Origin of the sequence: Archangium primigenium, from assembly GCF_016904885.1 — a bacterium.
GTDB classification, from domain to species: Bacteria; Myxococcota; Myxococcia; order Myxococcales; family Myxococcaceae; genus Cystobacter; species Cystobacter primigenius.
Genome location: NZ_JADWYI010000001.1, coordinates 7,560,071 through 7,581,549, shown reverse-complemented (window position 1 = coordinate 7,581,549; position 21,479 = coordinate 7,560,071). Strand labels below are relative to the sequence as shown.

Annotated in this window: 16 protein-coding genes and 1 tRNA gene; 8 read left to right on the top strand and 9 right to left on the bottom strand. The window is 72.0% G+C overall.

Annotated features, from left to right (window positions below; genetic code table 11):
* Positions 1-118: 118 nt before the first annotated feature.
* The 3 genes from pyrH to I3V78_RS31130 are packed head-to-tail and all read left to right on the top strand — an operon-like array spanning position 119 to position 2,428.
* The gene (pyrH, locus tag I3V78_RS31140) at positions 119-871 is read left to right on the top strand and encodes a UMP kinase (RefSeq protein WP_204493190.1); all 753 of its coding nucleotides are present in this window, start codon (positions 119-121) and stop codon (positions 869-871) included.
* Positions 872-918: 47 nt separating this feature from the next.
* Positions 919-1,473: a ribosome recycling factor gene (gene frr, locus I3V78_RS31135; protein ID WP_204493188.1), complete on the top strand. Its 555-nt coding sequence runs from the start codon at positions 919-921 to the stop codon at positions 1,471-1,473.
* Position 1,474: 1 nt separating this feature from the next.
* Complete coding sequence (locus I3V78_RS31130; RefSeq protein ID WP_204493186.1) at positions 1,475-2,428, top strand: diguanylate cyclase; 954 nt, start codon at positions 1,475-1,477, stop codon at positions 2,426-2,428.
* A gap of 42 nt (positions 2,429-2,470) precedes the next feature.
* On the opposite strand, the gene cyaY is transcribed toward I3V78_RS31130, so the two are convergent.
* Both cyaY and I3V78_RS31120 read right to left on the bottom strand, forming a co-directional pair.
* Positions 2,471-2,809 (bottom strand): iron donor protein CyaY, encoded by a 339-nt coding sequence (gene cyaY / locus I3V78_RS31125; protein ID WP_204493184.1) that lies wholly within the window; start codon positions 2,807-2,809, stop codon positions 2,471-2,473.
* A gap of 12 nt (positions 2,810-2,821) precedes the next feature.
* Positions 2,822-3,343 carry a SixA phosphatase family protein gene (locus I3V78_RS31120; protein WP_204493182.1) on the bottom strand — a complete coding sequence of 174 codons (522 nt, stop codon included), beginning with the start codon at positions 3,341-3,343 and terminating at the stop codon, positions 2,822-2,824.
* A gap of 234 nt (positions 3,344-3,577) precedes the next feature.
* On the opposite strand from I3V78_RS31120, the gene I3V78_RS31115 reads away from it, so the two are divergent.
* Positions 3,578-4,267, top strand: coding sequence for a hypothetical protein (locus I3V78_RS31115; protein ID WP_204493180.1), 690 nt, complete (start codon positions 3,578-3,580; stop codon positions 4,265-4,267).
* A 51-nt stretch (positions 4,268-4,318) separates the two neighbouring features.
* Here the strand turns inward: I3V78_RS31115 and I3V78_RS31110 are convergent, their stop codons facing one another.
* The 3 genes from I3V78_RS31110 to I3V78_RS31100 all read right to left on the bottom strand — a co-directional run bounded on the left by I3V78_RS31110 (position 4,319) and on the right by I3V78_RS31100 (position 10,947).
* Complete coding sequence (locus tag I3V78_RS31110; protein WP_204493177.1) at positions 4,319-8,107, bottom strand: FAD-dependent oxidoreductase; 3,789 nt, start codon at positions 8,105-8,107, stop codon at positions 4,319-4,321.
* Between the two features lie 153 nt (positions 8,108-8,260).
* On the bottom strand, positions 8,261-8,698 hold the full coding sequence (locus I3V78_RS31105) for a hypothetical protein (RefSeq protein ID WP_239576788.1): 438 nt from the start codon (positions 8,696-8,698) through the stop codon (positions 8,261-8,263).
* Positions 8,699-8,703: 5 nt separating this feature from the next.
* Positions 8,704-10,947, bottom strand: a complete 2,244-nt coding sequence (locus I3V78_RS31100) for a glycosyltransferase family 4 protein (protein WP_204493173.1) — start codon at positions 10,945-10,947, stop codon at positions 8,704-8,706.
* Positions 10,948-10,990: 43 nt separating this feature from the next.
* On the opposite strand from I3V78_RS31100, the gene I3V78_RS31095 reads away from it, so the two are divergent.
* The 4 genes from I3V78_RS31095 (at position 10,991) to I3V78_RS31080 (ending at position 15,960) form a co-directional block, all read left to right on the top strand.
* Entirely contained in the window at positions 10,991-12,088 is a 1,098-nt protein-coding gene (locus tag I3V78_RS31095; RefSeq protein ID WP_338023797.1) for a glycosyltransferase family 4 protein, read from the top strand.
* A 105-nt stretch (positions 12,089-12,193) separates the two neighbouring features.
* Positions 12,194-13,468, top strand: coding sequence for a myxosortase-dependent phytase-like phosphatase (locus I3V78_RS31090; protein ID WP_204493169.1), 1,275 nt, complete (start codon positions 12,194-12,196; stop codon positions 13,466-13,468).
* Positions 13,469-13,513: 45 nt separating this feature from the next.
* Positions 13,514-15,337 carry a bifunctional metallophosphatase/5'-nucleotidase gene (locus I3V78_RS31085; RefSeq protein WP_204493167.1) on the top strand — a complete coding sequence of 608 codons (1,824 nt, stop codon included), beginning with the start codon at positions 13,514-13,516 and terminating at the stop codon, positions 15,335-15,337.
* A gap of 230 nt (positions 15,338-15,567) precedes the next feature.
* Positions 15,568-15,960, top strand: a complete 393-nt coding sequence (locus I3V78_RS31080; RefSeq protein WP_204493165.1) for a hypothetical protein — start codon at positions 15,568-15,570, stop codon at positions 15,958-15,960.
* Positions 15,961-15,972: 12 nt separating this feature from the next.
* On the opposite strand, the gene I3V78_RS31075 is transcribed toward I3V78_RS31080, so the two are convergent.
* From I3V78_RS31075 to I3V78_RS31060, 4 genes are all read right to left on the bottom strand, one after another.
* Positions 15,973-18,762, bottom strand: a complete 2,790-nt coding sequence (locus tag I3V78_RS31075) for an Hsp70 family protein (protein WP_204493163.1) — start codon at positions 18,760-18,762, stop codon at positions 15,973-15,975.
* Positions 18,763-18,780: 18 nt separating this feature from the next.
* Positions 18,781-20,634, bottom strand: a complete 1,854-nt coding sequence (locus I3V78_RS31070; protein ID WP_204493161.1) for an Hsp70 family protein — start codon at positions 20,632-20,634, stop codon at positions 18,781-18,783.
* 36 nt (positions 20,635-20,670) lie between these two features.
* The gene (locus I3V78_RS31065) at positions 20,671-21,282 is read right to left on the bottom strand and encodes a DUF2760 domain-containing protein (RefSeq protein ID WP_204493158.1); all 612 of its coding nucleotides are present in this window, start codon (positions 21,280-21,282) and stop codon (positions 20,671-20,673) included.
* A 94-nt stretch (positions 21,283-21,376) separates the two neighbouring features.
* Positions 21,377-21,452, bottom strand: a tRNA-Ala gene (locus tag I3V78_RS31060).
* Positions 21,453-21,479: the final 27 nt, after the last annotated feature.

Genomic DNA, 21,479 nt, shown 5'->3' with positions numbered 1-21,479 from the left:
GGGCGCGGCCCTTGTGCTGTCCGGGGCCGTCCAGGCCCCCGGCGAAGGGATGGCTGGCGGACGCCCGAGGCACTCGGGCGTTGCGAGCCGACGGGGCGAGGGGATAGAAGCGGGGCCAATGTCCGCTCCCGCCACCCCGTCTCGTTACAAGCGCATCCTCCTCAAGCTGTCGGGCGAAGCCCTGATGGGTGATGGAAAGTACGGCATCCATCCGCCCACGCTCACGCGCATCGCCGAGGAGCTCAATGAGATCGCCCAGGCGGGCGTGGAGCTCGCCGTGGTCATCGGCGGCGGCAACATCTTCCGCGGCGTGGCCGGCTCCACCGAGGGCATGGATCGCGCGAGCGCCGACTACATGGGCATGCTCGCCACCTGCATCAACTCCATGGCCCTGCAGGACGCCCTGGAGAAGCAGGGCTGCCACACGCGCGTGCTCTCGGCCATCAAGATGGAGCAGATCGCCGAGCCCTACATCCGCCGGCGCGCGGTGCGCCACCTGGAGAAGGGCCGCATCGTCATCTTCGCCGCGGGCACCGGCAACCCCTACTTCACCACCGACACGGCCGCCTCCCTGCGCGCCATGGAGATCAACGCCCAGGTCATCCTCAAGGCGACCAAGGTGGACGGGGTGTACAACGCGGACCCCAAGAAGGATCCCACCGCGCGCCGCTACCGCACGCTCGCGTACATGGACGTGCTCAAGCAGAACCTCAACGTGATGGACTCCACCGCCATCTCGCTGTGCATGGACAACAAGCTGCCCATCATCGTCTTCGATCTCACCCATCGCGGGAACATCGGCAAGGCCATCCTGGGTGACGCGGGGGAGATCGGCACCCTGGTGGGCGTGGGCGAGACCGCGTGGGCCTGAGGGCCCGCTGTCCCCAGCATTCACTTCACGCGTAAGGAGCTCCGCACATGGCAGACGTCGTGTCCGAACTGAAGGGCCGTATCGACAAGTCGCTCGAGGATCTCAGCCGGGAACTCACCAAGGTGCGCACGGGTCGCGCCAGCCCCAACCTGCTGGATGGCATCAAGGTCAACCAGTACGGCACGCCCACGCCGCTCAACGGCGTGGCCAACATCACCACGCCCGAGCCCCGCCTCATCATCATCAAGCCCTGGGACAAGAGCGTCCTCAAGGACATCGAGAAGGCCATCCGCGAGGCCAACCTCGGCATCAACCCGATGAACGACGGCGAGGTCATCCGCCTGCCCTTCCCGCCGCTCACCGAGGAGCGCCGCAAGGAGATCGCCAAGCAGGTGAAGACCAAGGGCGAGGAGCACAAGGTCGCCATCCGCAACATCCGCCGCGACGCCAACGAGGCCGTCAAGGCGCAGCTCAAGGACAAGACCATCACCGAGGACGAGCAGAAGCGTCTGACGGAGAAGGTCCAGAAGATGACGGACGAGGGCGTGAAGAAGATCGACGAGATCATCTCCAAGAAGGAGAAGGAAGTGATGGCGGTCTGAGATGGCCTTCACTCTCGTCGCGGAGCCATCCGCCGTGGTCGCCGGCGCGCTGCGCCGCTTCCTGGAGAACGCGGGCCACGAGGTGACGGTGGCCAGCGGCGTCCAGGAGGCGCTGGAGCGGGTGCGCGAGCTGGCGCCCGCGCTCGTCCTGGCCTCGGTCAACGAGGGCTTCGATGGCGAGGCCCTCTGCCGCCAGGTGAAGGAGGAGGCGCCGGCCATCCCGGTCCTCCTGCTCTACCTGCCCGAGGAAGAGAACCCCGAGGCGCGCTCGGCCTCCGCGGGCGCCGAGGCGTGCCTCGTGGGGCCGCTCAAGCGCGCCACGGTGGTGTCGTGCGTGAGCCTGCTCATGCAGCTGTCCAAGGCGCGCGAGGCCGTGTCCGTGGTGCGCACCGAGATGCAGCTCATGCAGCACCAGTTGCAGGGGCAGCAGCAGGGCACCGGGCCCCGGCCCGCGGCGGCCGGCTCGTCCGCGGCGGACCTCGAGTTCCTCAAGCGCCTGCTGTTCATGGAGGTCAAGCGCAGCCGCCGCTACCGCTACCCCATCTCCTACCTGTTGCTGGAGCCGGACCGCTACGCGGAGGTGCTCGCGCCGCTGCCGGCCGCCCAGCGCACGTCCGCCCTGGCGGAGGTCCTCCGGCGGCTCACCGAGGCCCTCCGGGACATCGACGTGGCGGTGCCCTTCGCCGAGGGGCGCTTCATCGTCTTCCTGCCCTACACGCCCTACGAGGGCGCGCTGGTGGTGGCCGAGCGCCTGCGCCAGCGGGTGAAGGAAGTGGAGGCCGTGCCGGGTCTGACGGCGTCCATGGGCCTGTCGGTGTTCGAGCCCTCCGCCGCCAAGGGTCAGGCCCAGGTGAGCTTCGGCAGCCTCATGAAGGAGGCCGGTGAGGCCCTGCGCCGCTCGCAAGCCGCGGGCGGAGACCGCATCGAAGGCGGCCGCCTGGTGCCCGTGGAGTAGCGCGCAACCCTCTCCCTTCCCTCCGGGGAGGGAGAGGGCGGTTCAGGGGTGGGCGGGCAGCGGCAGGGGCTCGCCGGTCATGCCCCGCACCACGTCCGACACGAAGTGGAAGAGCTCCAGCCCCTTGCCCTTGTCGTCCAGCCAGAGACCCCGGGCCGCGTCATGGGAGAAGTGGATGCCCTGGCCGCCCCCGGCGACCCAGATCTGCCGCACGGCGCGCTGGGTGTTGATGATGCACTTCTCGCGCGAGGCCGACGTCAGGGTGAGCATGTCCCCGGTGCTGTCCGCCTCCATCACGTCCGGATCGAACCCGTCCGCCGCGGCGAGGATGCGCTTGAACACCGCGGCGACGAGCCCGCTGTACGTGGCCTCATCCATCATGACGGTACGGAGCTACTGCAGCTGCTCGAGCAGCTGCTGACCCGGGGAGGCGAAGAACAGGAGCTTGGCCGGGGTGGGCGCGGCGCCGGGCGCGACGCCCTGCTCGAGCGCGTCCGAGCGCTCGATGGCGATGACGGTGCCGGGGCTCACCTGCTTGGGAAAGGACTGCATCCCCAGCAGGTGGGTGGCCAGCGCGCCCATGGACGGCTGATGTCCCACCAGCACGAGATCCTGACCCGCGTGCTCGTCGAGCATCGACATCACCGAGCCCACCGGCATGTCCGGCAGCAGGCAGCGATGCACCCGCAGGGGGCCCTCGTGCTCGAGCTTGGTGGAGAGCAGCTGCGCCGTCTGGACCGTGCGCACCAGCGGGCTCGTGAACACGAGCGCGACCTTGCCGATCCGCTCCGCCAGCGAGGCGAAGTGGGCGGCCGTATTGGCGCGAGCCTTGGCAGTGAGCGCGCGCGCTTCGTCGCCGAGTCCCTCGGGGGCCTCCGCGTCCGCCTCGCCGTGCCTTACCAGGAAGATCCTCAAGGTGCCTCCACTGCTGCCTGAACGGACCGCGGTTCGTACACGACCGCGAATGGGTTGGTCAAAGGTAATGCGGCGATTGTTGGCTGGTGGGAGGTCCCGTCCGTCGGGGAGCAGGCGACCAGGGGCGTTTCGGGGTGGGGTGGGGGCCGGAGAGGCTGCTCCCGGGCGCCGCCCCGGCCTATAGTCCGGCCTTTTCACGGCGGGGGGCCTTGGCGGCCCCTGGGAGGCCCGTGGATGCGCTCGTGGCTGTTCGTGGTGGTGGTGACCGCTGGTGTGTGGGCGGGATGCAAGAAGGACGAGCCCGTGGCCCCTGGCGGTGCCGCCCGGGAGCCCGTGGCCGGGGATGCGCCGCGGGCGGCCGGGGCGCCCGATGTCTTCGATGACACCACCCCCTACGTCCTCACTCCGGTGAAGCTGGACGCCTATGTCGTCTACCAGCGGACGGTGCAGTCCTCCTACGCGGCCATGGCCCAGTCGCTCCAGGCGGCGCGCGCCCGGCGGCAGGGGACGGCCCCGCCGGAGGACAAGAGCCCGGGGGCCGGCGAGTCCCTGAAGTCCATCGAGAGCAAGGCGGAGCTGGAGACCCAGGCGCGCCAGGACGCGGGCCTGAGCTGGGAGGACGTCAACCGCATCGGCGTCATCGTCACGGACGTCATCACCCAGCGGCACATGGGGACGATGCTGGACCTGTCCTCGGAGCTCAAGAAGCTGCAGGAGATGCAGGCCCGGCTCAAGCCCGAGCAGGCCGCCGAGCTGGCGCCGCAGATCGACATCCTGCGCCAGCGCGTCCAGGAGACCGAGCAGCTCGTCTCCGTGCGCAAGCTGCACGGCGACGCCAACGTGGACCTGGTCCTCACCCGCGAGAAGGACCTGATGGCCAACTACCAGGACATGCTCCGCTCCTTCGGCGGCAAGGCCCAGTAGGAGGGGCAAGGAGCCGGGAAGGGCGGGGCGCGGGGGCCCCGCCCCGAGGGGCTACACGCGCCGCAACTGGGGCGCCTTCTTGAGCAGCTGCGCCAGGAACAGGTCCGACATCTTCTCCAGGACCGTGTTGCCGCGCAGGCGCTGGTTGAGGTTGGCGAAGTCCACGTCGTCCAGGCGCTGATCCTGGTTGAAGCAGGAGAACACCCACGTCTCCTTGCCCGTCTTCGGATCCACGTGCCGCTGCAGGCACTGGGCGCAGATCTCCTTCATCATGCACTGCATGGGCGAGTTGATGGAGCCCAGCGCCTCGTGGTCCGGCTTGAGGTAGGGCTTGAGCACGTTGTGCCGCGCCTCCTGCACCGCGCGCATCATCCGGTCCGAGCCGATGGCGATGATGCGATCCACCTGGCTGAAGGAGACCACGGGGGCCGCGCTCAGCTCGCCCTTGGCGTAGGCGAGCATCGCCTGCACCACGTTGCCGCGGAAGGCCGAGTCCTGGTCACGCCGCGCCTCGATGATGTCGCCCGCGTCCACCGACCACACCACCTGATCCGTGGCGGCCTCGATCTCCTCGCGCTTGAAGACGTCCGCGCGCTGCCGGAAGCCGGCGAAGTAGACCACCTTGCAGCCGGCCTGCTTGAGCGAGCGCGCGATGGAGAAGAGCACCGCGTTGCCGAGGCCTCCGCCCACCAGGAGCACCGTCTCGTTGTGGGCGATCTCCGTGGGCGCGCCCGTGGGGCCCATGAGCGCCACGGGCTCGCCGGGCTTGAGCGCCGCGCACAGCCGGGACGAGGAGCCCATCTCCAGCACGATGGTGCCCATGAGCCCCTTCTCCTTGTCCACCCACGCGCCCGTGAGCGCCAGGCCCTCCATGGTGAGCGGCACGCCGTCCACCACGGGCGCCAGCCGCTCGAAGTTCTGCAGGCGGTAGAACTGGCCGGGCTCGAAGTGCTGGGCGGCGAAGGGCGCCTTGACCACCACCTCCACGATGGTGGGGGTGAGCCGGTTGACCGTCACCACGTGCGCGAGCAGGGCCTCGTCCAGGGCGCCGAAGTGCGCCGCGAGCTTCTCGTCCCGCCGCGCCTGGGCCAGCTCGTCCTGGAAGTCCAGCGCCGCCACCTCGCGCGCGAACAGCCGCGAGAGCTCCGGGTAGCCGTCCTTGGCGCTCGCCATGGCCTTCACCACGTTGCCCGCGTAGGTGGGGTGGTTGTCGCCGAAGTACGAGATGAAGCGGCCGTCCTTCTGGTACGAGGTGAAGAAGCCCGTCTTGACCGCGATGTCCTCCACCGGCTCCACCTGCGCGAGCCCGAAGCCCTCGGGCGTCTCGGTGAGCGCGTGGCTCTTGAAGTACTCGCGGTTCTCGTCCAGCGCGAACGTGCCCGGGTACTCCTTCTCGTAGGTGACGTTGGGCGCCGTGCCGGCCGCCACGCACACCGTGCGCGCCGCCAGCTCGAAGAACTCGCCGCTGCCGCGCAGCTTGCCCTCCTTGGTCACCATGCGCTCGAAGCGGATGGCCCGCACCGCGCCCTTCTCGTCCGCCAGCGCCTCCACCGGGCTCATGCGCTCGATGAAGCGGATGCCTTCCTCCAACGCCTTGGCCACCTCCTCGTGGTTGAGGCGGTAGGCGGGCGACTCGGTGAGCCCCCGGCGGTACACGAGGCTCACGCCGCCCCACGCGCGCACCAGGCGGATGAAGTCCGGCGCCCGGCCCTCCTTCTGGGCCGCCTCGCGCTCGGCGCGCACCGCCCGGCCATGCTCCAGGAAGGTCTGGTAGGTGCTCTTCTCCTCGGCGTCCAGCCGCGCGAGCACCGCCTCCTCGCCCAGGTCCGCCACGAGCTTGTCGTGCCGCTCGAGCGTCTTCTCCACCTGCACCGGGTAGTACGCCAGGAGCTCCGTGGCGGTGTCGATGCCGGTGAGGCCGCCGCCGATGACGATCGCCGGCAGGCGCACCTGGAGGTTGGTCAGCGAGTCACGCTTGAAGGCGCCCGTGAGCTGCAGCGCCATGAGGAAGTCGCTCGCCTTGCGGATGCCCCGGATGAGGTTGTTCTTCATCCCGATGATGGTGGGCTTGCCCGCGCCCGCCGCGATCGCGATGTGGTCGAAGCCCATCTTCCACGCGTCGTCGATGGTGAGCGTGCCACCGAAGCGCACGCCGCCGTAGATGCGCAGGTTCTCGCGCCGCTCGAGCGTCAGGTGCATGAGCGTGAGGAAGTTCTTGTCCCAGCGCACGGTGATGCCGTACTCGGACACGCCGCCAAAGCCCTCCTGGATGCGCTCGTCGAGCTGGCGCGTGAGCGCGCGCCAGTCATGGATGGGCTTGAGCGCGTGGCCCTTGCGGCCCACCAGCTCGTCCGGGAAGGGCTCGATCTTCAAGCCGTCCACGCCCACCACGCCGAAGCCCTCGTTGAGCAGGTAGTGCGCGAGCGTGTAGCCGGCCGGGCCCATGCCCACCACGAGCATGTTGCGGCCCACGTACGGCCGCGCGTACGGCTGGCGCACGTTGAGCGGGTTCCAGCGCGTGAGCAGGCCGTAGATCTCGAAGCCCCAGGGCAGCGCCAGCACGTCCGTGAGGGCCGCCGTCTCCACCATGGGGATGTTGACCGGCTCCTGCTTCTGGAAGACGCACGCCTTCATGCAGTCGTTGCAGATGCGGTGGCCGGTGCCCGGGCACATGGGGTTGTCCAGGATGACCATCGCCAGCGAGCCGATGGAGTTGCCCTCGCGCTTGAGGGCGTGCGCCTCGGAGATGCGCTCGTCCAGCGGACAGCCCGTGAGCGGGATGCCCAGCGGGTTCTTCTTGAACGTGTGGCCCTCGGCCACCGGATCCTTGGCCACGAAGCCCGTGGAGCACGAGTCCTTCTGCCGCTCGTGGCAGATGACGCAGTAGTCCACTTCCCCCATCACCTCGCGCTGGGTGCCGCGCGGGTCCGTCAGCTTGAAGCCGTCGCGGTAGCGCAGGTGGTGGTCCGAGCCCTGGGTGATCTCCGGGATGTTCGTGTCCGGGCGCTCCAGGGTGACGAGCTGATCGAACACCAGCGGCTTGGGCACGCGGTGCGTGGGCCACTTGTGGAACAGCTCCTTCATCTCCGGGTGCAGGGCGCGCGCGTACGTCCAGCGGTCCGCGAGCGCCAGGAGGTTGCGCACCGACTGCAGCTCGGCCGTGTCCTCGCCCTGGGTGACGAGGCTGGAGCCGAACGCCTCCTTGCCCTCGGGCGAGGACAGGAGCGCGGCGCGCACGCCCGTCCACTTCACGCGCAAGAGCTCCGACTGCTCGGGGGTGAGCGGCGGCAGGTTGCCCATGCTGCCGGAGAACAGCCGCTCCAGGTCCATGAGCGTGAGCAGCGACTCGGCCAGGGCGCGCTCCACGTCGTCACTGGCGAGCGCCTCGGGGAAGGCGAGCGACAGCATGAGCCGCATGCGCGCGTCGAGCGAGGGGTACTCCGCCAGGGTGGGGCGGTCCGGGGCGTTCTTCTTGAAGACGCGGCGGGTGATGAACTCGCGCTTGAAGTCGAACAGGGGCAGCTCGCTCTTGAGCGCCCGGGCGAGCCGGTCCGCGTCCGCCTCCAGGCCGAACAGCCGGGAGATGAAGGCCGAGATGTGGCGGGCCACGCGGATGAGCAGCTCGGACTCGGCGGGCCCCTTGGTGCTCTGGCCGCCAGACTTGCGGTAGGCGTCGAAGAGCTGGAAAAGCGCGGGCTCGTCCGCGGCGAGTTGGGCGTCGAAGCGCTCGGACAGCCGGCGCAAGCCGCGGGGGCGGTACAGGTCCTCGAAGCTGAAGTCGGGCAGGCCGAGGGTCAGCGTGGGGCCATCGGGGGAGGAAAGGGCGTTCAAGGAGCGCATGTCTCTGGGGCCTTGGGTCGAAGGCAACCGGGCAAAACGACGTTCTCGATCGCCTATTTCGCGAGTTGCCCACTGGAAAGCAAGCGGACTTGAACGCCCGGCCCAGGGGTGTTTGTCCCCCTTTTCCCCAGGTGGCGAGCCCTCGTCTGGCCGCTACGGCTTCTTGCGCTTGCGCGGGGCGCGGGGCGCCGGGGCCGGCTCGGCGGGGGGCTGGGCGGCGCGCAGTGACTCCACCTCGGCGCGCAGCCGCACGACCTCGGCGGACAGTTGGGCGTAGGAGTCCCGCACGTGGCCGTTGAAGGCGCGCTGGCGGCCGAGGGTCTCGTTGATGAAGACCTGGCACGTCTGGCGGAAGGCCCACTTGGCCACCAGGACGAGCTGGCCCGCGCCCCCCCGGTGGGTGTGCAGCGGCAGGGCCCGCGTGGCGTCCGTGTGCTCCTCCAGGGCGCGCAGGTTGAAGGCGAGCGGGTCCACCCGGGGCTCCACGCCCGACGCCGGGGGCTCCACCGGCTCCGACGAGGCGAGGCCCCGTGTGCGCAGCCGCTCCTCGAGGCGCGCGAGCAGCTCGCGCGCGGGGATGTCACGTCCCATCAACTTCATCGGCTCTTCTCCCGGATGATGCGGTCCATTTCCTCGCGGTAGGCGTCCACCACGCGGGGCCACGTGTGGCGCGTGGCGTAGGCGCGGGCATTGCGGCCCAGCGCCGTGCGCTGCTCGCCCACCTCGCGCAGGCCGGTGATGAACGACTCGAGGTCCGTGTAGACGCGCCCCGCGCCGCTGCGCTCCACCTGGCCCACGAGCACCTCCGAGTGCCCGTTGACGAGCACCGGCGTGCCCACGGCGAAGGCCTCCAGCGTGAGCAGCGACAGGCTCTCGTAGCGCGAGGGCACCGTCACCATCATCGCGCCGGCGAGCGCGTCGTACTTCTCCTGCTCGCTCAAGCGGCCCACGGCGTGCACGCCCTCGCCGCCCAGCTCCATGTGCGCCTCGCCCGCGAGCACCAGGTCCGGCGCGTCGTGGTAGCGGGCGCGCAGCTGCCGGTAGTGCGCGAGCAGCTCGGGGATGCCCTTGCCCGCCTCCAGCCGCCCCAGGAAGAGCAGGTAGGGGGCGCGCAGCCCGTGGCGCTCGCGGAAGCGCTGGGGATCGGGTGTGCCCGGCACGTCCACGCCCACGCCCACCACCCGCGCCGGAGCGTGGTGCGGGAAGTAGCGCTCGATGAGCCCCACCTCCTCGGGGGTGTTGCACAGCAGGGCCGCGGGGCGCTCGAAGACGTCCTTGTACACGCCGAAGCGGATGGGCGGCTCGTCGTGCGCGGTGGGGATGAGCAGCGCGCGGTCGGCCACCAGGGGCAGACCCCACACCGTGGGCGCGTACAGGTAGGTGAAGAAGACGAAGCCGTCGTAGTCGCGGGCGTGGGTGTCCAGGTGCGTGAGCAGGCCGGGCACCACCGGGCCCTGCTCGGCCACCCAGTGCTCCTCGCGCAGCCGCTCCAGCTTCCGGTCGAACACCTGCCGGGACAGGGCGTTGAAGGGACGGATGTGGCGCGTGCGCGTCACCGGGAAGCGCACCACGCGCACGCCCGCCGCGTCGTGCTGCTCGCCCATGGGGAAGGCGTTCTCCCAGGTGAGGTGGTTCTTCGCGCACGTGGTGAGCACGGTGACGTCCCAGTGCGGTGAGAGCTGCTCCACCACCTGCTGGGCGTGGCGCTCGGCGCCGCCCGTCACCTCGCCGTAGCGCTGCACCACGAAGGCCACCCGGGGACGGGCCTGCGGGGCCCGGCGCCGGGGCACGGGCCGGGGCAGCACCGTCTCCAGGGCCCGCGCGAGCGCCGTGCGGGTGGCCTCGGGGGAGAAGTCCTTCAGGCGCCGCGTCTGGCCCGCGAGCAGGCCCTCGCGCAGGCCCCGCTCCTCGCATACCTCCACCACCAGCTCCGCGAGCAGGGAGAAGCGCTTCTCGTCGAAGGCGATGCCCGCGCCCCCGAGCGTCTCGGGCACGGCCGCCGCGCCATAGGCGAGCACCGGCACCTCGGCGGCCATGGCCTCGATGAGCGGCACGCCGAAGCCCTCGTGCTCGCTCATGGAGACGAAGACCTGGGCGGAGCGGTAGGCCGCCACGAGCTGGGCATGGTCGAGCCGGCCGAGGAAGTGCACCCCGGACAGGCCCCGCGCCGTGCGCCGCAGGGACTGGAAGTAGCGGCTGCCCGGCTCGTAGCCCCCCACGAGGAGCAGGCGCGCCTGGGGACGCAGCTTCAGCACCTCGGCGTGCAGCGCGAGCAGGTCCTCGAAGCGCTTGTGCGGCGCCACCCGGCTCACCGACAGCACCACGGGGCCGGGGCCGGCCAGCCGCGCGAGCATCGCCGCGTCCGCGGCCTCGCGGGAAAAGCGCGCCGGCTCCACGAAGAGCGGCACGGTGTGCACGTCGCGGTAGCCCGCCGCGCGCAGCTCGGCGCCGTTGTAGTCCGACACCCCCAGCGCCACGTCCACGAAGGGCGCCATCGCGGCGAGCTGGGCGCGGCCCGCCACGAGCGCCTCGGCCAGGGGCGTGCCCGCGTAGGCGCTCGCGGGGCTGATGTTGTGGAAGACGAGGCCGCGGCGGCAGGGCAGGTGCAGCAGCCGACCGCTCAACGGCGAGGCGATGCCGTGGTGGTAGAGGACGAGGTCCTCCGGCGCCGGGCGCAGCGCCGACACGGGCAGGGCCAGGGAATCCAGTCCCTTGCCCACCTCGGCCGCGTGGAGCTCGCCCGCATGGCCCAACTGGCGCAGGAGCCCTTGCAGGTGCAGCGCCGCCTGGCCGGTGGCGTCTCCCGCCACGAAGCTTGGAATGAGCTGATGGACCGCCATAGGGCCCCGTTGCCTATCACAGCGCCGTGTTATGAGGCGCCCCGTGTCCATCGGTCCTGTCGCTTTCGACGCGAGTTTGTGGGACGAGCCCATCACGGGCATCGGTCTGTACACGCACTGCCTGGCCGGGGCGCTGAGCGCGCGCGGGGTGGCGCTGGAGCGTCTGGGGGCCCGGGTGTCGGGGGAGGATCCACGCGGGACCCTGGGTCGCACCGCCTATGCCGTGGGCCGGCTGCCCCAGGCGCTGCGCGGCTCGCGGGCGCGGCTCTTCCACGCGCTCGGCAACTTCAACCTGCCGCTCGTGCGCACCCCGGGCATGCCCTACGTGCTCACCGTGCACGACGTGATTCCGCTGCTCATGCCGGACACGGTGTCGCGCGCCTACCGCTGGCAGTTCCAGGGGTGGCTCGCCCGGAGCGTGCGGGTGGCCGATCGCATCCTGTGCGTGAGCGCGTGCACCCGGGACGATCTGCTCGCGCGCCACCCGGAGGTCGCGGACAAGGTGGCCGTCACCTACAACGGGGTGGACCACGTGGACGCCCATGGCCTGGAGGACTCGGCGCGCGACTTCCTGGACGCGATGGGCCTGCCCGAGCGCTTCGTGCTGTACGCGGGCTCCCTGGACGTGCGCAAGAACGTGCGCCAGGTGCTGGAGGCCCTCGAGCGGCTCGCGGCGCGGGGCCAGCGGCTGCCCCTGGTGATGGTGGGCCAGCGCTGGTTCGGCTCGGGCGAGGTGGAGTCGCGGGTGGATCGCCTGCGGGCCCAGGGCCATGACATCCGCACGCTGGGCTACCAGCCCGAGTCCATCTTCTACGCGCTGATGCGCCGGGCCACGGTGTTCGCCTTTCCCTCGCGCTACGAGGGCTTCGGCCTGCCGCCCCTGGAGGCGATGCGCCTGGGCACGCCCGCCATCGTGTCCACGACGGGGGCTACGCCCGAGGTGTGCGGCGAGGGCGCGTGGGCGGTGCGGCCGGAGGACACCGAGGGTCTGGCGCACGCCCTGGACACGCTGATGCGCTCGGAGGACGAGCGGCGGCGGTGGGTGGAGCGGGGACGGGCGCGCGCGGCCCGCTTCACCTGGGCGCGGTGCGCGGAGGCGACGCTCGAGGCCTACGCGCACGTCCTGCGCCCGTCGCTGTGATGACCAGCGGAAACGGAGAGCGCTGAACACTTGCGCGGGCGCGGGATCTGCCTCATCACCCTGTGTCATCTCGTTTGTCCCCCTGTGTTTCCTGGAGGTGTGTGGATGCGTTCCCCCTCGTTGCTGACGCTGGCTGTTCTTCTCTCCGGTGGGCCGGTGCTCGCGCAGCAGACCGACACGCCCGTGCAGGTGGTTCCGCTGGTGGAGACGCGGTCGACGCTCGGCTCGGGCTCCTCCATCCAGGGCGCGGCGCTCTGGGTCCACCCCACGACGCCCGCTCGGAGCCTGCTGCTCGTGGCGGACCGGCAGGCGGGCCTCTTGCCCTACGAGCTCAACGGCGCGGCGCGCTCGGTGCTCGTGGCGGGCTCGTACGCGGGCGTGGACGTGCAGGACAACTTCCCCCGGGAGGACGGGCAGCGGGAGTCCCTCATCGTGGCGGCCAACGTGTCCGTGGGCCTCGAGGCCTTCGCGATGGACCCCTCGGCCCTCACGCTGGTGCGCCGGGGCTCCGTCGTGGGCACGGGCTTCACGCCCACCTCCGTGGCCGTGTACGCGAGCCCCGATGGGCGCTACTTCGCCTTCGCCGGCAGCGACACGGGGACGGTGGCCCAGTTCGAGCTGATCTCCCAGACGGACGGAGGCACCAACGCCGATCCGGTGCGCTCCTTCGAGGTGGGCGGCCCGGTGGTGGGTCTGGCCGTGGACGACGCCCTGGGCGCGCTCTACGTCGCCCAGCAGAACGTGGGCATCTGGCGCTACCGCGCCGACCCCACGGCCAACGCGGAGCGCGTGCAGGTGGATGTCTCCGGCAACTCGGGGCTCACGGCGCCCCTGGGCGGCGTGGCGCTCTACATGGCGTCCAATGACCGGGGCTACCTCCTGGCGGTCAGCGGTGGGGACAACACGGTGCGCCTCTACGACCGGGCGAACGGCGCGAGCCCCACCCAGAACACCTACCGGGGCCGCTTCAATGTCATCGCGGACGCGGGCATCGACGCGGTGGACAACCCGCGCCACGTCGCCGTGTCCAACCGCGCGCTGGGCTCGCTCTTCCCGCTGGGCATGGTGGCGGTGCACGACGGCCGGGACACCGGGGGCAGCGAGAACTTCAAGCTCGTGGACTGGTCCACGCTCGCCCGGGGCTTTGGCGGTTCACTGGTGGTGGACACGGGCGGCCCGTCTCCCACGGACGGAGGCACCCCGCTGGACGGCGGCACGGACGCGGGCCCGGGGCCCAGCACGGGCGGCACGCCGGGCGGCGGCATCGGCACCGTGCCGGGTGAGGGCGGGTGCGGCTGCTCCTCCACGTCCCTGCCCGGCACCGTCCTGCTCGTGCTGGCGGGCGCGGTGGTGCTCTCGCGTCGGCGCGCCCGGGACTGAGCCGGGTTGCCAGGGAGGAGGGCCTGGGCTCAACTCCGCGCCCTCATGCGCTCCTCTCGTCGTGTCTTGTTCGCCTGCGCGGCCCTCGTGGCCGCCGGGTGTGCCCATCCCCCCGCTCCCGTCCCCGCGCCTCGCGCCGCCCAGGCCGCCGCGCCTCCCGCCGAGCCCGTGCGGCTCACCCTGGTGGGGACGAATGATCTGCATGGCTGGTTGATGCCCCACACCACGGTGCTGCCCGGCGGCGCCACGGTGGAGGAGGGGGGCGCGGCCGCGTTCGCGGGCTACGTGGCCCGGCTGCGCGCGGACAACCCGGGCGGCGTGCTGCTGCTGGACGCGGGAGACCTCTTCCAGGGCACGCTCGCCTCCAACATGACCGAGGGCGCCGTCGTCGTCGATGTCTACAACCACCTGGGCTACACCGCCGCGGCGCTCGGCAACCACGAGTTCGACTATGGCCCGGTGGGCCCTCGGGCGGTGCCCGGGCCGGGGGAGGATCCCGTGGGCGCGCTCACCGCGCGCATCCAGCAGGCGCGCTTCCCCCTGCTCAGCGCGAACGTGCGGGACGCCGCCACGGGCCAGCCGCCGGCCTGGCTCGGCAATGATGGCACGCGGCTGGTGACGGTGAAGGGGGTGAAGGTGGGGCTGGTGGGGCTCACCACGCCGTCCACCGCGCGCATCGGCAACCCCGCCCACGTGTCCGCGCTGCGCTTCGAGCCGCTGCTGCCCGCCACGCTGGATGCGGTCAAGCGCCTGCGGGAGCAGGGGGCCGAGGTGGTGGTGGGGGTCGCGCACGCCGGGGGCAAGTGCGCGGACCTGTCCAACCCCCGCGACACCTCGAGCTGCGATCGGGCGGACGGGGAAATCTACGCCCTGGTCGAGGCCCTGCCGCCGGGCACGCTCGCCGCCGTCTTCGCGGGCCACACGCACCAGCCCATGGGCCACTTCTTCGGGGACGTGCCGGTGCTGTCCACCTCGGGGCAGGGCCGCTCCTTCGGGGTGGTGGAGCTCTTCGTGGATCCGGTGAGCCACGCGCTGCTGCCCGAGCGCACCCGGCTCCAGGCCGCCGTGCCCGTGTGCGCCCGGGTGGAGGAGACGAGCGGCACGTGTGATGCGCGCAAGCTCAAGGGGCTGGGGGCGGACGCGAAATTCGGGCCGCCCACCTTCCTCGGCGGACCGGTGGTGGCGGACCCGGCGGTGGAGGCGATCGTGGCGCCCGTGCTCGCGCGGGTGGACGCCGAGCAGCGCCGCCCCCTGGGCGTCACCGTGGCCGCGCCGCTGGGCCGTGACTACGAGGGCGAGAGCGCCCTGGGCGACGTGCTCACCGACGCGCTCCGGGAGATGGAGAAGGCGGACGTGGCGCTGCTCAACGCGGGCGGCCTGCGCGCCAACCTCCGGGCGGGGCCGCTGACCTACGGCGACGTCTACGAGGTGTTGCCCTTCGACAACACCGTGGCCATCGTCACGCTCACCGGCGAGGAGCTGCGGCGTCTGCTCGGGGCCGCCTACGGCGGAGGCAACAGCGTCTTCCAGGTGTCTGGCCTCAAGGTGAAGCTGGCGCGCTGCACGGGCCCCGAGCGGCTGCGGGACGTGACGCTGCCCAACGGCCGGCCCCTGGAGCCCAAGCGCCTGTACCGGGTGGTGCTGCCGGACTTCCTCGCCCGGGGCGCGGGAGGTCTGGGGACGGTGCTGTCCCAGGTGCCCGCCGAGCGGATCGACCTGGGGGTGGGCCGGGAGTTGACCCTGCGCGACGCCGTGGCCACCTGGTGGCAGCGCCAGGGCAAGCCCGTGGCGGCGCCCGCTACAGGCCGCATCAGCTACGTGGACGTGGGCGGCCCGTGTGCCGCGCGTGATCGCAACGAACGGCCGTGAGAGAAGTGGCGCGCGCCCTCCGCGGGCCCCATCCTGGGCCTCGCGGAGGGCGCGCATCCAGCGAGCCCACGCAAGTGGCCGAGATCTCGACGGATCGCCGCGCGGGCCGAAAAATCGGCTTGGGATCAGTTTTCAACGACCCATTTCCTCCTTAGTCTAGTGAGGGCGCGACGTGAGCCGGACTGCCTGCACAAGGCAGCGCTCGAGGTCCGCCGGGCTGGGAGAACGAAATGCTCTACAAAGTGACCCCGATGATGCCGCCGCCGGCCGCCAAGGAATCCAAGGCGCGTGAGGCGGGGCAGCCGCGCAAGCGTCGCAAGTCCGCCATCTTCGACGCCGAGGGGCACGAGGTCCTCATCTCGCTGATGTGCCTCAAGTGCCGCACGCTCAAGCCGCTCGCGCAGTTCGGCTTGCGCAAGATGGCGGACGGGGCCATCCGCAACCAGCCCTGGTGCCGCACGTGCCGCTCGGGCGCGGGCAAGCCCAAGGAGAAGGCCGAGGAGAACACGCTGGTGGGCGTGGAGGCGCAGCCCTCCGTGGCCAACCTCCAGGTGGTGCCGGCCCCGGCCGCCGCCGCCCGGGACGAGAGCGCGCCGCCCCTCGCCCGCGCCTCCCAGGGCTGATCGCCCTCGCGACTACAGGCGCAGGCCCGCGGGCAGCGTATCGCCCAGGGCTCGCGCCTCGTCCGCGGCCTCCAGCGCCACCACTTCCGTCACCATGCGCACCCAGGTGTCCGCGGCCTTGGCCGCGCGCAGCGCCTGGGCCGTGCGCTCGCGCAGCTCGGGGCTCAGATCGCGCATCCGGTCGCCCGTGAGCCGCGCGAGCTGGGCGGCCGCGAACGGCGCCCCGTCGATGCGCGACAGCCCCAGCTCCAGGAGCAGGGTGAGCCACGCCTCCGCCACGGTCACGTCCACGACCTTGTGGCCGCTGCCGTAGAGGGGCACGCGCGCGCCGAGCCGTCCGAGCGCCCACGGCCAGGGGCCGCCGCTCTTGTTCTCCTCGCGCAGCCGCGCCGCCATCCACTCGCCGAGCTCCGCCTTGTCCGCGGCCTCCAGGTGCTCAAGCGATGCCGCCGTGCGCACCATCTCGTCCAGGCCCTCGGGTTGAATGCCCTTGAGCTTGCCCGCGGCGGCGGGGGGCGTGAGCGGGATGCGCCGGGCCAGGTGGGGCTTGAGGTAGTCGTGGAGCTTGCGCTGCTGCGCCTCGCTCAGGCCGCCGGACACGCGCCGCCACATCACCCAGAACTCCACCCACACGGCCTTCTCCGTGTGGTGCTGCACGAGCGGCTCGAAGAGGGAGAAGCTCTGCTCGGCGCGCCAGTGATCCAACGGGTAGCCGAAGCCGGGCCGCAGGGTGTAGCCCGCGAGGCTGTAGAAGACGCGCTCGTGATCCGCGGAGCGGCGGCGCTTGGAGGCGCCGGCGAACAGGGAGCTCCACAGCTCGCGCAGCACGGGCACGCGCCAGGTGTCGCGCGGGCCGAGCACCTTCTCGAGCGTGCGCGAGAGCTGCTTCACGTCCTTGGGCCCGATGGGCAGGGGCTTGTTGCCGTAGAGCCGCTCGACGTTGTCCTTGGCCTCGGCGAAGCGCGCGGGCATGGACTCGGTGACGGTGAGCTCGCGCTCGCCGCCGGTGCCGCGCAGCTCGAACTCCAGGCGCCAGCGCTCGTCGGCCACGTTGGACACGGCGAACAGCTCCAGCGTGCCGATCTCCGTGAGCCCCGCGCGCAGGTGCACGGGCACCTCGGCCGTCTTCGCCGTGGCGCCCTTGAGCACCGTGTGGATGGGCGGCAGGGGCTTGAGCTCGTCCTGGAGCGCTTCGGTCAGCGTCACCACGTCGCCCGGCTTGTCGATGCGATCGCTCGTGGTGGAGTAGAGGGTGAACTGCACGGGCCGCCCGAGCGTGAGCGAGAACGAGCGCTCGCCGATGTCCGCGTGGTTGCCCTCCTCGAAGCCGCGGGGCACGAGGCACAGCACGGGCTGCTCGGTGCTGTCCGCCGCGCGCTGCAGGGCCACGTAGTACGCGCGGGCCGCGCCGCCCCCGATGCGCAGGCCATGGCCGCGCCGCACCAGGCCGTAGTAGGCCGCGCCCCGGGCCACGGCGAGCTCCAGGGACTCGTGTTTGAGCAGCGCGATGCGTGGGGCGTCCGGCCACCAGGCGCTCACCGCCTCCACCAGCCGCTCGGCGAGCCGGGGCGAGTTGAAGACGCCGCCGTTGAGCAGGAGGGCATCCGGCCGGGGCAGGGCGCCCTCGCGCGGCGCGGGCTCCCCCAGGGCGGCGAAACCCGCGGCGGCGTGCTGGGCGAGGAAGGCGGCCAGGTGCCGGGTGATGGCGGCGTCCTGCGCGTACGGCAGCCCCAATTCCTGCAGGGCCATGCGTGAGGCGCGCCGGGGCCGCTCCTGGGCGCCGGCCAGGGGGAAGAAGCCCTCGAGCACGAGCGCCTCGGCCTCCTCGCGCGTGAGCTCCGTGGACAGGGAGCCCCCGAGCAGGCGGCTGCCCTCGGCCACGAGCGACACGCCGTGGCGCTCGGGCGGGGTGGTGCCGAGCAGGGCCTCCTTGGCGGTGCGGGCGGCCTGGAGCGCCTGGGTCCACTGGGTGGCGGACAGGCGGCGGTTGCCCTCGGGAAAGAGCTTCTCCTCCAGGCGCCGGGCGAGCGCGGCGTCCATGTTGTCGCCGCCGAGCATGAGGTGCTCGCCCACCGCGAGCCGGCGCAGGATGGGGCCCTCGGGGGTGACGCCCGCGTGCACGAGCGTGAAGTCCGTGGTGCCGCCGCCCACGTCCACCACCAGCACGAGGCGCACGGACTCCAGGGCCTGCGCCAGCGCGCCCCGGTGGCGCGCGGTGTAGTCGTAGAAGGCGGCCTGGGGCTCCTCCAGGAGGGTGAACTTCTCCAGCCCGGCGCGGCGCGCGGCGCTCACGGTGAGGGCGCGCGCGGCCTCGTCGAAGGAGGCGGGCACGGTGATGACCACCTCCTGCTGGGACAGGGGCAGCGCCGGGTGGGCATGGTTCCACGCCTGGGCGATGTGCCCGAGCAACAGGGCGCTGGCCTCCACCGGGGACAGCTTGGCCACGTCCGCGGGCGCGCCCCAGGGGAGGATGGGGGCCGAGCGATCCACGCCCGGGTGGCACAGCCAGCTCTTGGCGCTCGTCACCACCCGGCCGGGCACCCGCGCGCCCTGCCACCGGGCGAACTCGCCCACCACCTGGGGGCCGCCCTCGCCCCAGGGCAGCGTCAGGGCCCCGGCGGCGAGCTCATGTCCGGCGGGCACGTAGATGCACGAGGGCAGCAGGGGCCTCGCGCTCACCTCGCCCTGCCGGACCAATTGGGGCACGGGGAAGTCCCTCAAGGGGGCTCCGGGACCCTGGGCGGGGTCCACCGAGGCGACGGCGCAGTGGGTGGTTCCGAGGTCGATGCCGACGATGTGCATAGGCGTTGGGGGGAGGTTCTACTCCTTCATGCGCACGTTGAGCTCCAGCTTCCAACGGCCGGGGCCATTCTTCTCCAGGCAGCGCAGCTCGAGCGTGCCCACCTCGGTGACGGCGGCCTGGAGGTTGACGGGGGTGAGGTCCCCGTACGGCGCGGGCGTGCCCGGCAGCGTCGTCTCCACGGGGGCCAGCTCCTCGAACTCGGGGTTGCCCTCCACGTCGTCCACGAAGGCGCCCACCTTGTCGTCGCGCCGCACGGACGAGGCGAAGAAGCGAAAGCGCGTGGGCTCGCCCGTCACCAGGCCGAACTCCTGTGGAGGCACGTCCGCCTGGGTGCCTTCCTCCATGCCGAAGGGCGCCACGCACAGGCCCTTCACGGGCGGCTCCATGCCGGGCACGGCGGGCATGGCCGTCTCCACGCCCACGAAGTAGGCGCGCGCGGTGCCGCCGCGGATGCGCAGGCCGTGGCCCTGACGGACCCAGCCGTAGTAGGCGGCGCCGCGCGCCACGGCCAGGTCCAGGTCCGCGCCCTCGAGTTCCCGCGCGGGCTGTCCCCCGTCGGCGGCGAGCCAGGCGTTGAGCACCTCCATGACGCGGGCCTTGAGGGGCCCGGCCTTGAAGACGCCGCCGTTGAAGAGCACCGCGGTGGGGTGGATGAACGCCTTGCCGCCCACGTCCACGGGCGAGTCAGGGGAGCTGGCGAGCGCCTGGGCCTGTCGGGTGAGGAACGCGGCCAGGTGGCGCGTCACGGCGGCGTCCTGGGCGTAGGGCAGGGCCATCTGCGCGAGGCCCGTGCGCCGGGCCAGGCGCGGCATCTCGGTGAGGGGCGTCGTGGGGAAGAAGCCCTCGGTGAGCACGCGGTCGAGCTCCTCGCGCGTCAGCTCCGTGCGGATGGTGCCCCCGAGCAGCGACGAGCCCCGGCTGGCGATGGCCAGGGGCGCGTGGGTGAAGGCCGCGTTGCCGTAGAGCGTCTCCTTGGCGGTGCGGCAGCCGTGGGTGAGGGCGTTGAACTGCCACGCGTCCAGCTTCTTGCCCTCGGCCGTCAGGCGCTGCTGCAGCGTGTGCGCGAGCGCCAGGTCCATGTTGTCGCCGCCCAGCAGGATGTGGTCGCCCACCGCCACGCGCGTGAGCTCCACCTCGCCCGCGCGGTCGCGCACGGTGATGAGCGAGAAGTCCGTGGTGCCTCCGCCCACGTCCACCACGAGGATGACCTCGCCCACCCGCATGCTCTTGCGGAAGGACTCGCCCTGGGCCTCGAGCCACGCGTACAGCGCCGCCTGGGGCTCCTCCAGGAGCAGCGGGTTGTCCAGGCCCGCGGCCTTGGCGGCCTCGAGCGTCAGGTCCCGCGCGGCGGCGTCGAACGAGGCCGGCACGGTGATGATGACGTCCTGGGCGGCCATGGCGTTGCCGGCCTCCTCACGCGCCCGGGCGAAGGTGTGGTCCCACGCCTCGCGCAGGTGGCGCAGGTAACGGGTGGAGGCCTCCACCGGGGACACCCGCTGCACCTCCTCGGGGGCCTGCCAGGGCAGGAGCGCCGCGCGGCGGTCCACGCCGGGGTGGCTCAACCAGCTCTTGGCCGAGGCGACCAGGCGTGTGGGCACCTTGGCACCGTGGGTGCGGGCGAACTCGCCGGCGAAGTGCGTGGCGTTCGGGTTCCACGGCAGCGCGAGGCTGCCCGGGGGGAACTCCTGGGCGCTCGGCAGGTAGAGGAAGGAGGGCAAGAGCGGGCGCGCCTCCACCGTCCCCGGCGCGGTGACCTGGGGGATGGGCAGCATGGACTGCGCGGGACCCCGGGGCTTGCCCTCCTCGAGGTTGAGGTAGGAGACCGCGGAGTGCGTGGTGCCGAGATCGATGCCAATCGCGTAGCGGGCCATGGAGGCTCCGTGAGGAAGGAGTCGGAAGGAAAACGGTCAGGACAGCTCGACTTCGGCGGGCGCGAGCACCCGGGGGTCCATCGCCGGGCTGGGGCTGGGCAGGGTGAGGGCGGTGGCCACCCAGCCGTGGTGCTTGAGGGCACCACTATAAGGAGGCTGGCCGGCCACGTTGCCCGTCAGGCGGATGCGCTGGGCGTCGAACCCGGCGGGCACCTGCACCCGCTCCCCCTCGCCCTGGGGCAGCACCGCCTCCAGGGTGAAGTACTGCCGCACGAGCTTGCGGCACCCCTCGTGCACGATGCGCGCCGCGGCGCCCACGTCCTCGTCCGGGAAGGCCGCCACGTCCTCCTGGAGGAAGTCGATGAGGCGGCCCTCGCGCTGGAGCATGGCCAGCAGTTGCAGCGCCGAGGCGTGCTCGCGCTCGGGCGGCACGGCGACCACGGGCGGCGGGACCGGGGCGGGCACGGGAGCGGGGGCGGGCGCGGGCGCCGACTCGACGGGGGCCCCGGCCGGCAGGCGGCCCGCGATGTCCGCCTGGCGCACCGGCAGCACCGCCTGGGCGAACGAGCGGTCGAGCCAGATCCGCCAGAAGCACACCAGGGCGAGCCACAGACGGGCGAAGAACGAGAGCGAGGGCTGGTCGGTCATCGGCCCCGGATAACAGACCCGGTGCGCTTTTCAATTCACGGATGGCGCAAATGAAAAAGGCCCCACCGTTTCCGGTGGAGCCTCTCTCACTTCATGGTGGAGGTGGACGGGATCGAACCGACGACCTTCGCATTGCGAACGCGACGCTCTCCCAACTGAGCTACACCCCCATGACACTCCTGCTCCCCGACGCCGTT